8 protein-coding genes are annotated in these 12,391 nt (G+C 65.6%); 5 read left to right on the top strand and 3 right to left on the bottom strand.

The annotated features are described in order from the left end of the window. The first annotated feature begins 33 nt into the window (after window positions 1-33). The gene (locus QFZ88_RS15930; RefSeq protein WP_024924131.1) at window positions 34-1,524 is read left to right on the top strand and encodes a PLP-dependent aminotransferase family protein; all 1,491 of its coding nucleotides are present in this window, start codon (window positions 34-36) and stop codon (window positions 1,522-1,524) included. A gap of 529 nt (window positions 1,525-2,053) precedes the next feature. Here QFZ88_RS15930 and QFZ88_RS15925 read toward each other — a convergent pair. Further along, complete coding sequence (locus QFZ88_RS15925) at window positions 2,054-3,154, bottom strand: DUF3471 domain-containing protein (RefSeq protein WP_024924132.1); 1,101 nt, start codon at window positions 3,152-3,154, stop codon at window positions 2,054-2,056. Window positions 3,155-3,409: 255 nt separating this feature from the next. Between QFZ88_RS15925 and QFZ88_RS15920 the strand changes: the two genes are divergently transcribed. Both QFZ88_RS15920 and QFZ88_RS15915 read left to right on the top strand, forming a co-directional pair. Further along, window positions 3,410-4,999, top strand: coding sequence for a trimethylamine methyltransferase family protein (locus QFZ88_RS15920; protein ID WP_024924133.1), 1,590 nt, complete (start codon window positions 3,410-3,412; stop codon window positions 4,997-4,999). 396 nt (window positions 5,000-5,395) lie between these two features. Continuing rightward, window positions 5,396-5,998, top strand: a complete 603-nt coding sequence (locus QFZ88_RS15915) for a dimethylsulfonioproprionate lyase family protein (protein WP_024924134.1) — start codon at window positions 5,396-5,398, stop codon at window positions 5,996-5,998. Between the two features lie 243 nt (window positions 5,999-6,241). Here QFZ88_RS15915 and chrA read toward each other — a convergent pair whose 3' ends face one another. After that, window positions 6,242-7,447, bottom strand: a complete 1,206-nt coding sequence (chrA, locus tag QFZ88_RS15910) for a chromate efflux transporter (RefSeq protein WP_024924135.1) — start codon at window positions 7,445-7,447, stop codon at window positions 6,242-6,244. Window positions 7,448-7,792: 345 nt separating this feature from the next. Then, complete coding sequence (locus QFZ88_RS15905) at window positions 7,793-9,262, bottom strand: MATE family efflux transporter (protein ID WP_024924136.1); 1,470 nt, start codon at window positions 9,260-9,262, stop codon at window positions 7,793-7,795. 285 nt (window positions 9,263-9,547) lie between these two features. Between QFZ88_RS15905 and QFZ88_RS15900 the strand changes: the two genes are divergently transcribed. After that, window positions 9,548-9,967: a GFA family protein gene (locus QFZ88_RS15900; protein ID WP_024924137.1), complete on the top strand. Its 420-nt coding sequence runs from the start codon at window positions 9,548-9,550 to the stop codon at window positions 9,965-9,967. A 500-nt stretch (window positions 9,968-10,467) separates the two neighbouring features. After that, entirely contained in the window at window positions 10,468-12,324 is a 1,857-nt protein-coding gene (locus tag QFZ88_RS15895) for a sensor domain-containing diguanylate cyclase (RefSeq protein WP_024927531.1), read from the top strand. Window positions 12,325-12,391: the final 67 nt, after the last annotated feature.

Here is a 12,391-nt window from a genome sequence, read left to right as displayed (position 1 = left end):
CAAAAAAGACTGTCCACCGAGGAGCGCTAGGATATGCCACAGAGAAACGACACCGCGATATGGTCGGGCCTGTTCAGGATTTCCGCCGAGTCCGGCCAAACCCTGCAGGCACAGATCCGCCAGGCGATCGTGGCAGCCATCCTCGACCGTCAGATCGCCGCTTCCATGCCGCTTCCTTCGTGCCGCATCCTGGCCGAAAAACTCGGCGTCGCGCGCGGCACGGTGGTGCTGGCCTTCCAGCAGCTCGTCGACCAGGGCTTCCTGGTGGCGCGCGAGCGGCGCGGCCACTTCGTCAATCCGGAAGTGCTGGCGACGCCGGCCAAGCCGCAGAAGACGCCGGAACAGTCCAACGAGATCGACTGGAAAGCACGCCGCCAGATCGCCGCCAGCGACATGCCGCCGCCGGCCAAGCACGACAACTGGATCAAGTCGTCATATCCGTTCGTATACGGCCAGTTCGACCCGGCGCTGTTCCCCACCGCCGAGTGGCGCGAGTGCAACCGCATGGCGCTGGCCGTGCTGGAGATCCGCAACTGGGCCTCCGACATGGTCGACCGCGACGACCCGCTGCTGATCGAACAGATCCAGGCGCGGCTGTTGCCGCGGCGCGGCATCTTCGCCAATCCGGACGAGATCATCGTCACGCTGGGCGCCCAGAACGCACTTTACATGCTGGCCACGCTGCTGATGACCAAGGGTTCGAAGGTGGCGATGGAAGACCCGGGCTATCCCGACGCCCGCTCGATCTTCCGGCTGGCCGGCGCCGATATCCAGCCAGTGCCTGTCGACCAGTCCGGCATCGTCACCTCGGCGATCCCGTCGGATTCCGGTTTTGTCTTTGTCACGCCGAGCCACCAGTGCCCGACCATGGTGCCGCTGTCGCAGGAGCGCCGGCAGGACCTTCTGGCGCGGGCCAACCGCCACAACCAGATCATCATCGAGGACGGCTATGACAGCCAGTTGCTGGACGAGGCGCCGCAGCAGGCGCTGAAGAGCATCGATCGCTCCGGCCGCGTCGTCTATGTCGGTTCGATGTCGAAGACGCTGGCTCCGGGCCTGCGGCTTGGCTACATCGTGGCCTCGGCCGGACTGATCGCGGAACTGCGCGCGCTGCGCCGCTTCATGCTGCGCCATCCGCCGGCCAACAACCAGCGCGCGGTGGCGCTGTTCCTCTCGCTCGGCCATCACGAGGCGCTCGTGCGGCGTCTGTCGTCGGCCTTCGACGAGCGGCGCAAGCGGCTGGTGCACGCGATCTCGGCCTTCCTGCCGGAATGGCGCGCCACCGATTCGGCCGGCGGCACGTCGCTCTGGCTGGAGGGCCCGCGCGGAACGGATTCGCGTGACCTCGCCGGCGCAGCGGCCAGCCGCAGCGTCATCATCGAGCCGGGCGACCGCTTCTTCGACCGTACCGACAAGCCGTCGCGTTTCATGCGCTTGGGCATCTCGTCCATTTCGCTGCAACATATCGAACCCGGCATCCGCGAGCTGGCCACTGCGGCCGGCCGCCGCCCGGCAGCCGCTTAGCCGCATCCTCCCAAACGGCTCATCTTCGCCCGGCCTCGCGCCGGGCGATTTTCTTTTCGGGGACAGGACGGTCGGAGCCGGCAAACATGTTAGCCGGCGCAACTTTTGTGCCGATCGTGCCCTGCAAGGGCGTTGTCGATGGTCAATCCAATCGTCCAGTCGACAGTGGTCGGGCAGCGCCGCCTCGCGTCACTGCAGCCGCAAGGCGAAAGAGACGGGCAGGCACATTGGCAGCAGCCACCAAACGCCTGCGGTCAGCAGACTGAGCGCGGCAAGCACGCCGGTCCATACCAGTAGGTTTGCCAAATGCCCCTCCTTGGACCGGCGGCCAAAATCCCGCGCTGGAACCCATTGGGCCAGAGACGCACCAAATCCGGTGACGATAGGCCAAGCCATCACCCAACGGCGCGAATGCGCGCACGCGCGTATAGTCCAGCCAAACACCTTCGGGCGGGCTCCCTAACGATGCATTCGACGGTGCTGGTTGTCGCTGTGACGCGACCGGGGACGAAATGCCCTTCCGCGGGTTCTAGGGCCTTGGGCGCAGGAACATGCCGCCGAATTTGCCCTCGGGCGTCAGGTCGAAACTCCATTCCACTTCGCCATGCTCGAACCGCACGTCGTAGACGTCCCAACCTTCCTGGCTGACACCCCGGAATGTCACATCGACCAGCGCACCCAGACGCGCCAGGTCGTTGGCGATAACGTCCTTCTGCGCGCGCGCCGCCGCCGCCAATGCCGGGCTCATCCGCTCGTAGTCGGGCTCGCCGCGCATATGGTCGCTGATGGTCGCGCGCAACAACGCTTCGCTGCCCGGTACCGGCGTCCTGTCGCGGATACGCTTGGCCAGGGCCGCATCCATCTCGCGGCTGGCGGTCTCGTCGATGCGCTGCGCGGTCATATCCAGACCGCCCTGGTGCAGCACCAGCCTGTCGACGGCGCCATCGGCCGAGCGTTGAAAAGTGATCTGCGCCGGCACCAGCTTGAGGAAGAAGGAGCGATCGCTTTCGGGAAAGGCTTCCACCTCCGGCTGGCCGGTCACCTGGATGAAGAGATGGTCGCCACGATGGATGACGGCGAGGCCCGGCCCGTCTTCCAGCCGATAATGGCCGGCATAATCGGCGTAGACGGCCCGGTCGATCTCGACCTCGGTGCGCGGTCTTGCCTGTTCGTAGCGACGCCAGGCGATGGCGTCCGATGAGGTGTCGGTCATCTTGGTCTCCTTGGTCAGGTTGACGAGATCGTCGATCGAGACATGGCCGCCGCCGGCGAGTTTTGCGCGCATCGCCTCGACGATGGACAGGCCGTGCTCGGCCCGTTCGCGCGTTTCGCGCAGCACGGAATGCTGCATGGCCAGCATGCGCTCGAGGTCGGTTTCACGGCCGGCCAGCAGGCCGGCGATGGTGGAAAGCGAGAGGCCGAGCCGCTTCAGCGCCAGCACCTCGGTCAGGCGGGCGATGTCGGCGGTGCCGTAGAGCCGCCAGTCCTTTTGGGTGCGGCGCGGCCTGATCAGCCCGTAGCGTTCGTAGAGTCGCAACGCCCGCACCGTCAGCCCGATGCGATCGGCGCATTCGGCGGCACTCAGCCATTCGGTCACGGCGATGTGATTGTCTGTTGTCCGGTCGTCCATGAACCCTCCTGAAGACCGCTGTAAGGTATGACCATAGGTTCGGCTCAAGCTGTTTTTTGGGCACTTTTTTTGGCAACGCCGCAGCAAGCGATTTTTCCGTCGGCCGAGCCCTCTCTGGTCCATCTGCCGGAATGGGCTGGCCCATAGGCTGCACCAATGGGCTTGGCATAGTTCGCAAAACAAGGGGAAAGAGCCGCGCGATGGTGGACCAACCGCCACGTGTCCGGCTTCAGCAAGAAGCAGTGGAGGTTTTCCATGTCGATGGCCGCGGAAAAGCAGGATTTGCAAGGCGACAGCCGGTCACGCCGGTCCGGCGGACGCGAGGCGCGACGCGCCATGCGCGCAGCACCTCTGGCCGATGATATTAGGCCAGTGCGCGCCGGGCTCGAAGGCGGACGCTACGGCCCGCTGAGCCAGAACGACCGAGAACGCATCCACGAAGCGGTGTTGACGCTGCTCGAGACCGTCGGTTTCGCCAACGCCATTCCCTCCTGCATCGAGGCCTTGATCGGCGTCGGCGCCAGCTACAGCGACGATGGCCGCATCCGTTTTCCGCGCGCGCTAGTGCTCGACACGATCAAGAAGGCGGCGCGCAATTTCACCCTGCACGGCCAGGATCCCAAGCATGACATGCTGATCCAGGGCAAACGCGTGCATTACGGCACGGCGGGCGCCGCCGTGCATCTGGTCGATGTCGAGAAGCGGGAATATCGCGAGAGCCTGCTGCAGGACATCTATGACGCCGCCCGCATCGTCGACGGGCTGGACAACATCCATTTCTTCCAGCGGCCGATGGTGCCGCGCGACATTCCCGACCCGCTCGAGATGGATTTCAACACGCTTTATGCCTGCGTGATGGGAACCTCCAAACATGTCGGCACCTCGTTCACGGTGCGCGAGAATGTGAAGCCGGCGCTGGAGATGCTTTACGCGATCGCCGGCGGCGAGGAGAATTTCCGTGCCCGGCCCTTCGTTTCCAACTCCAACTGCTTCGTCGTGCCGCCGATGAAGTTCGCCGAGGATGCCTGCGGCGTGCTGGAGGCCTGCGTGGAAGGCGGCATTCCGATCCTGCTGCTTTCGGCCGGCCAGGCCGGCGCCACCGCGCCGGCGGCGATTGCCGGGGCCGTGGTGCAGGCGGTGGCCGAAGTGCTGGCGGGTCTCGTCTATGTCAACGCGCTGAAGCCCGGCCATCCCGCCATCTTCGGCACCTGGCCCTTCGTTTCCGACCTGCGCACCGGCGCCATGTCGGGCGGTTCGGCCGAGCAGGCACTGTTGACGGCGGCCTGCGCGCAGATGGCGCAATTCTACGATTTGCCGGGTGGTTCGGCGGCGGGCATGGCCGATTCCAAGCTGCCGGACATCCAGTCCGGTTTCGAAAAGGGCATTACCGACGTGATGGCCGGCCTGTCGGGGCTGAACCTGATTTATGAATCGGCCGGCATGCACGCCTCGCTGCTCGGCTTCTGCCTGGAAAGCCTGATCATCGACAACGACATGATCGGCCAGTGCCTGCGCTGCGTGCGCGGCATCGAGGTGACCGACGAGGCGCTGTCCATCGATACGATCACCGAGGTCTGCCTCAATGGCCCGGGCCACTATCTCGGCAACGACCAGACGCTGAAGCTGATGCAGACGGAGTATTTCTATCCGGCCATCGGCGACCGTTTCTCGCCGAAGGAATGGAACGAGAGGGGCAAGCCCGACATCCTGCAGCGTGCGATTGCCGAAAAGAAGCGCATCCTGGCCGAACGTTTCCCGCACCACGTGCCGCGCGCCATCGACGACCGCCTGCGCCAGCGCTTCGACGGCCTCATCCACCTGACCCGTGCGAATATGGGTGGGTGAGAAGCGGTCCGCGCAGCGGACGAAAAGCCAACTGCTTGGCTTTTCGAGCTTCGAACGCCCCGAGCCTGCGAGGGGCCGGGAGGCGGTTCGCCTTCGGGCAGATCAAAACGCCCGGTGGACGTTTTGAAGGGTTTGAACGCCCGAAGGGCAGCGAGTTTGCGAGGGTCAGGTCGCAGTTTTGTCCCAGCCCTCGGCATAGCCTCGGGCGTTCGAACCCTTTGAAAGGTCCACTGGACCTTTCAATTCGCCTCCGGCGAACCGGGTTCTCACCCCCTCATCCGTCTCGGCGCTGCGCGCCGATCCACCTTCTCCCACAGGGGGAGAAGGAAGATATCCCACCATTGCCCCCGCCTTGTTCCTCGTGGAACAGTGCGGTCGCAACGCCGGAGCAGCACCATGGCAGCATCCCCCCAGGAAAACCTGACCACCTTCCTCGACAATCTCAAGGAGGCGGTCGGGCTGAAGGCGACGTGCGAGACGCCGCTTTCGCGCGCATGGCGCCGCGTGGTGGACGGTCTTTCCCACGGCCCTGGCGAAACCCGGGACGTGCGGCGGCCAACGCTCCCGCCGGCATGCGCCCATCTTGAGGCCTGCTACGATGGCTTGCGGGACGCCGAACTGCCCATGCGCGGGCTCGGCAAGGCGTTCCAGGCGATCGAACCCGTTCTGGCGTGGAGCAACCGGGCCGAACGGCGCGCAGCCGACGGGCTGGCCGACCGCTACGCCGACGCGATGATCGTCGGCCGCGACGGCCCGGTGCCAAGCACGCATGTCGAGATCGGCGTCTCGGTAATGGCGCCCGACACGATCTATCCCGATCACCGGCATCCGCCGGAAGAGGTCTATATCGCGCTGTCGGCCGGCGCATGGCGGCAGAATGACGGTCCCTGGAACGAACCCGGCATCGGCGGCCTCATCTACAATCCCGCCCATATCGTGCATGCGATGCGCTCGGGCGACAAAGCCTTCCTGGCCATCTGGTGCCTGCCGCTTCCTTAGCCGGCGAAGTACTGACTTCCCTTCTCCCCTTGCGGGAGAAGGTGGATCGGCGCGCAGCGACGAGACGGATGAGGGGTGTTGGAAGAAACGAGGCGTTTCAGAACCAATCCCCGCATCAACACCAACGCAGTTTGCGACGCAGCGCTCCGTCCAACACCCCTCATCCGCCCTCGCTTCCGGCGGCTTCGCCGCCGAGCTCAGGCACCTTCTCCCACAAGGGGAGAAGGGAAAAACAAATCAGCCTCACCCCACCGCGCCCGCTGCCCCCAGCAGCACCACCACCAGCCACGGCGGCGCCTTGGCGAAGACCAGCAGCAGGAAGCCGCCGACGGCGAAAACAATGTCGAGCGGCCCGGCGATGGCGCTGATCAGGACCGGGTCGTAGAAGGCGGCGGCGAGGATGCCGGCCACCGCGGCATTGGCGCCGCGCATCGCCGCCTGCGCCCTCGGCAAGGCCCGCAAGCCGTCCCAGAACGGCAGGGCGCCATAGACGAGCAGCAGGCCGGGCAGGAAGATCGCCACCAGCGCCAGCATTGCACCCAGCGGCCCGTTGGGCACGACGCCGGAGACGGCGCCTAAATAGGCCGCGAAGGTGAAAAGCGGGCCGGGCACGGCCTGGGCGGCGCCATAGCCGGCGAGGAACTGCTGCACCGGCACCCAGCCGGGTTCGGCCACCGCGTTCTGCAGCAATGGCAGCACGACATGGCCGCCGCCGAACACCAGCGCGCCGGAGCGGTAGAAGGCGTCGAAGAAGGCGAGCAGATGGCTGCCGGTCCAGGCGCCGAGTAGCGGCGGCAGTACAAGCAGGACGACGGACAGGACAAGGGCGGCAATGGCCGCGCGGCGCCCGACCGGAAAAGCCGGATGCCGTGGCGTGGCACCGGCCTCGCCGCCGCAGAACAGCAGCCCGGCGACCGCGCCGACGGCGATGGCGGCGACCTGGCCCAGCCAGCCGGCGACGAGGCTTGCCAGAGCAAGTGCCATAAGCGCGATGGCGATGCGCTGGCGGTCCGGGGTCAACGCTCTCACCATGCCCCACAACGCCTGCGCCACCACGGCGGCGGCGACCAGCTTGAGGCCGTGCAGCACGCCCTCTCCCACCGGATTGTCGAGCACGCCGGCGCCCAGCGCGAAAGCCGTGAGCAGCAGCGCCGACGGGAGCGTAAAACCCGCCCAGGCGACGATGCCGCCGGCCAGCCCGCCGCGCAGCACGCCGAGCGAAAAGCCGACCTGGCTGGAGGCCGGCCCCGGCAGGAACTGGCAGAGCGCCACCAGATCGGCGTAGCTCGCCTCGTCGATCCACTTGCGCCGCACCACGAAGGCGTCGCGAAAATAACCGAGATGGGCGATCGGGCCGCCGAAGGAGGTGAGGCCGAGGCGCAGGAACGCGCCGAACACCTCGGCAAGGCGCGATCCGGCGGCGGTTTCCGTATCGATCTTTTCCGTCACCTTGCCCGTCGCCCCGTTTGCGCGGCGATCCTAGCTGCTCGTCTCAAACGGGCAAGCGTCTCGACATGGAATTCTCGCTCTCCGGTTCACCCTTCGGGCTCGCCACCTCTGCCCCCGCCTTCGGCAGGGGCGAGGAACCAATGCAGCGATGCGAGCGCCTTTCCAGCTTGGGTTCCTCGCCCCCATGAAATGGGGGAGAGGTGGCGCCGCGCAGTGGCGACGGAGAGGGGGTCGGAACCGATCTTTGAGACGAACCGCTTCCCGGCCCTCGGCTACGGCCTCGGGCGTTCGAGCCCTTTGAAAGGTCCACCGGACCTTTCAATTCGCCTGCGGCGAACCGGGCTCTCACCCCTCCGCCTGTTCCCCCAGCCGTGCGCGCCCACGCGGCACGCCGAGGCCGGTGTCCGGGGGTTCGCCGGCGGCGGGCCGTTCCTCCTCGATCATGTGCATGGTGCGCCATCCGCCGAAGCGGTAGTAGGCGGCGGCCAGCGCCAGCGAGGCGATCGAACCGGCGGGAAAACTCCACCACAGCGCCTCCTGGCCAAGCCAATCGCGCAGCGAATAGGCAAAGCCGGTGCGGATGAGGAGCACCGAGACGATCAGGATGATCAGCGGCGGCAGCACCGCGCCTGTGGCGCGCACCGTGGCAAACAGCACGATGGTGACGCCGAACAGGATGAACGACCACGAGGCGGCGTTGTTGATGTGCTCCGCGATGTCGACCGCGGTGCTGTCATTGGCCAGGAACAGGCCGAGGATCGGGCGGTCGAACAGATGGAGCAACACCACCAGCGAGCCGGTCAGCAACAGGTTGAAGCCGACGCCGGCGGCGGCGATGCGGCCGATGCGGTCCCAGCGGCGGGCGCCGACATTCTGCGCCGCCATGGACGAGACGGCGGCGCCGATCGCCAATGCCGGCATCTGGATGTAGGTCCACAATTGCGCGGTGATGCCGTAGGCGGCGGTGACCCGCGAACCGTAGCCGTTGACCAGCCCCATCACCACCAGGGCTGCCATCGAGATGACGATCATCTGCAGGCCCATCGGCACGCCCTTGGCGACGATGATGCGCAGCAGCCTCGGGTCGGGCTTGAGCAAAGCAAGGTCGGGGCCTGCCAGCCGCAGCGGGTGCTTGCGCCGGTAGAGCAGCACAAGGATGGCGATGACGCTCACCGTCTGGCCGATCAGCGTCGCCATTGCCGAACCGGCGATGCCCATTTTGGGAAACGGGCCGATGCCGGCGATGAGCAGCGGGTTCAACACGATGTCGAGCAGCACGGCGAAAGCCATGAAGAAGAACGGCGTGCGCGAATCGCCGGCGCCGCGCAGGATGGTCATGACGAAGCCGAGCAGATTGGCGGCCGGCACCGCCGCGAAGATGACGAGCAGATAGGCACGCGCCAGCGGCATGGCGTCGGGCGGCGTCGCCAACAGGGACAGGATCTTGTCCACCCACAGCCAGCCACCCAGCGCGAAAACAAGCGAGACGATGAAATAGAAGGTGGCGCTGGTGCCGACGATGCGCTTGGCTTCGTCCAGGTTGCGCGCACCGACCGACTGCGCCACCAGGATGGTGGCCGCCATGCCGATGCCGAACATGGTGCCGAGCAGCAGGAACAGCACCAGATTGGCATTGGATGTCGCCGCCAGCGCGGTCTCGCCGAGATAACGGCCGACCCAGACCGCGTTGATGGAACCGTTCAGCGATTGCAGCACGTTGGAGCCGAGCACCGGCAGCGCGAAGACCAGCAGCGTGCTGGCGATCGGCCCGCTGGTGAGGTCGCGCGACGGGCGGGCGGCTGGCTTGTCGGTCATTGCATGTCATCCATGGTCGCGGCGTATCGCTGTCTTATCGAAGGCTTTCGCCGATTCACACCGGCGAGGCCGCCGCCTATGCGCCTTTTCCGAATTCCCGTCAATATTACCCGGGTAAAAATATTCAACTTCGACCGCGGAACGCCTGGCCAGGTTGGTGGCAAGAAGTGGCGACTACCGACATGCGTTGCGCCGCAAGCAGTGTCGGGACAGCGCGCAATGTGCATGCTGTCCCGTGCGTCGGCAGCCATATAGGCCGCACCGGCAGGGCAAGGAGGAGGGAGCATGAAAAAAACCTATCACGGCAGTTGCCATTGCGGTCTCATCCGCTTCTTAGCCGAGCTCGATTTCGACGACGGCATCCGGCGCTGCAATTGCAGCTTTTGCCTCAAGGTCGGCTACAAAAAGTCCTTCGCCGCCTACGAGGCGGTCGAGATCACCGGCGGCAAGGAGCGCATGCTCGATTACAAGGCGCGGCCTTCCAACTGGCCGGAAGGCGACATCAACCACTACATGTGCCCGGCCTGCGGCGTGCACACCTTCTCGCGCGGCTATCTCGATTTCATGGGCGGCAATTTCTGGGCGGTGAACGTCGCCTGCCTGGACGATGCCACAGAGGAAGAACTGGCCGCCGCGCCGATCGTCTATGAAGACGGCAAGCGCGACCAGCAGATGCAGGCGCCGGCGATCACCAGATATCTGTAGAGGCTAAATCAGGGTGGGCGCACCGGTGTTTGGCGCGCCGGCAAGGCCGGTGGGAGTGACCGACCTTGCCGGGGCCCGTCCCCCGCAGGACCAGCGACCGACACCTGGAAAAGCTTTCAAGGTCCGATCGAATTCTCGTTTCCGTGGCCGATCTGGACATCGGCAAGGCGACTGAAACCAACGCCACGCGAACCCGGCAACCGTCCCGATGCCGATCTTTGGTCGATCCGGCATCGCCCCATGGACTGCTGCTTGTTGAATAGCACGGAACCGCGATTCGACCTGTGACTTCGCCGCAACAGGACGACACCAATTGAATCCATTCAAATCCTGTTCCAACCCCTTTTCGATCGGAACGCGGCCGAATATCGGCTACGCGACGAACCGTTACCCGTCGCGTTATGGTCACCGCCGGAATACGCTTCCTAAAGGAGGCAAAGCTAAATAAGATTTGGGCGGAAGACAGTGTCCGGGGTGCTCGGGCGATGTGGCGACACCAGATGGTTCCGTCCAGGCAGGCAGTGCGGACCGCCGCTCCGTTCCTGTTGTGGATGGCGCTGCTCACGCTCGCCAACTATCTGTCCAACTCGCTGCTGCGCGTCGAGGGGCTGATTTCCTTCCCGCTCGCTGGCGGCCTGCTGCTGGGGGTCCTGCTTTTGACGCCACGCCAGCGGTGGCCGCGCTACGCGGTGACCGCCTTTCCGCTGCTGGCGCTCACCCGGGGACTGGCGATCGGCCCGGTCGCCGAGATCGTCTCACCGACGACACTGATCTTCACAGGGTCGTCGATCCTGCTCACCTATGCCGCCGCGGTGGTTCTGGGTCGCGACCGCGACTGGATCGAAGGCCGCTCCGACACGCTGAGGGCCTGGGCGCGCTTCGGTGTGGTCGTCATCATTCTCATTCCGCTGGTCTCCGCTTTCGTCCATGCCGCAGTGCGCACGCCGCCGCATGGACACAGCGCCGTGCATTACGGGTTCTACGTGTTCACCAACACGGCCCTGACCTATGTGGTGCTCACCCCGCTGATCCTGCGCCTGCAGCCGCGCCAGCTCATCGAGCTTCATCGCAGCGGCCGCTCCCTGGAAGCGATCGTCTCGCTGGCCGGGTTCGGCCTGTTCGCGGCGCTGATCTTCGAACAGCCCACCGTGCTGCCGCTGTTTCTCCTGTTGCCGCCGCTCATCGGCATCCTGTTCCGCTACGGTTTTGTCGGCATCGTCGCCTCCATCGGGCTGCTGGTGCCCATCGCCATCCTGTTCACCGGCGCCGACTATGGGCCGTTCCACACCATGGCCTTGGAGGACGTGCACAATGCGCTTTTGTTGTGCAGGGTCTTCCTGATCCTGACCTTCGGCATCGTGGTGCTGGTGGCGGCGCTGCTGCACGAACGCGAGCGGCTCCTGCATCTCAGGCAGGCCGACCGCGACATCTACGAAATGGTGGCGCGCCAGTCCGGCGACATGGCCTTCGTCAGCGACCTCGATGGGCGCATCATCTTCATTTCGCCGGTGGCCACCCAGGTGCTCGGCCTCGCCGAAGGCGCGCTTGGCGACTTCGACTGGCGCGCCCATGTCCACCCGGACGACATGGGCATCATCACCGACGGCATGCAGAGGGTGCGCGCCGGCGACGCCGACGTCGCCTATGTTTTCCGCGCCTACGACGTGAACCGCAATCTGCTGTGGTTCGAAAACCGGGTGCGGTTGTCGACGTCCAACAAGGACGCGCCGCGTTTCATCGTCGGTTCGACGCGCGAGGTGACGGCGCGCATCCTACGCGAACAGCAATTGGAGACGATGGCGGCCATCGATGCGCTGACCGGCCTGCCCAACCGGCGCGAGTTCAACGAGCAGAGCCGGTTGAAATGGCGGCAGGCCTCGCGGCTGGGGTCCTATCTTTCACTGCACGTCATCGACGTCGACCGCTTCAAGGACTTCAACGATGTCTATGGCCATGCCAAGGGCGACGATTGCCTGCGCAAGGTGGCGACAGCCATCCGCAACGCGTTGAAGCGGCCGGAGGATTTCTGCGCCCGCTATGGCGGCGAGGAATTCACGGTGCTTCTGCCCGACACCGAACCGGAGGACGCGCTGATGCTGGGCGAGACGATCTGCGCGGCCGTGCGCGAACTTGGCCTGCGCCACGAGGCCAGCGACCATGGCGTGGTCACCGTCAGCATCGGCTGCGCGACGCTCAGGCCGATCTTCACCGATGACGACGGCTCGCTGTTCGAGGCAGCCGACGCCGCGCTTTACCAGGCCAAGCGGCAAGGCCGGAACATGGTCGCGGCGAGCAATCTGCACAAGGTGATCGACATCCCCCACGTCATCCAGCTGCCGACCAAGCGCAGGCGCTGAGCGACGGACGGGAAGCCGCAATCATAGCCAGCATCTCAAACAAAACGGGCGCGGCCGGCGCCACGCC

It is taken from the genome of Mesorhizobium sp. YL-MeA3-2017 (assembly GCF_030814575.1).
Lineage (GTDB): Bacteria > Pseudomonadota > Alphaproteobacteria > Rhizobiales > Rhizobiaceae > Mesorhizobium > Mesorhizobium terrae.
Note: the sequence above shows the minus strand (reverse complement) of the source record. Positions and strands in the feature narration are given on the sequence as shown.

What these genes read in the sequence shown, in the direction of transcription:
- QFZ88_RS15905 (WP_024924136.1), bottom strand. Translation starts at nt 9,262, where the DNA reads ATGACCGACAAGCCAGCCGCCCGCCCGTCGCGCGACCTCACCAGCGGG.
- QFZ88_RS15900 (WP_024924137.1), top strand. Translation starts at nt 9,548, where the DNA reads ATGAAAAAAACCTATCACGGCAGTTGCCATTGCGGTCTCATCCGCTTC.
- QFZ88_RS15895 (WP_024927531.1), top strand. Translation starts at nt 10,468, where the DNA reads ATGGTTCCGTCCAGGCAGGCAGTGCGGACCGCCGCTCCGTTCCTGTTG.
- QFZ88_RS15925 (WP_024924132.1), bottom strand. Translation starts at nt 3,154, where the DNA reads ATGGACGACCGGACAACAGACAATCACATCGCCGTGACCGAATGGCTG.
- QFZ88_RS15915 (WP_024924134.1), top strand. Translation starts at nt 5,396, where the DNA reads ATGGCAGCATCCCCCCAGGAAAACCTGACCACCTTCCTCGACAATCTC.
- QFZ88_RS15930 (WP_024924131.1), top strand. Translation starts at nt 34, where the DNA reads ATGCCACAGAGAAACGACACCGCGATATGGTCGGGCCTGTTCAGGATT.
- QFZ88_RS15920 (WP_024924133.1), top strand. Translation starts at nt 3,410, where the DNA reads ATGTCGATGGCCGCGGAAAAGCAGGATTTGCAAGGCGACAGCCGGTCA.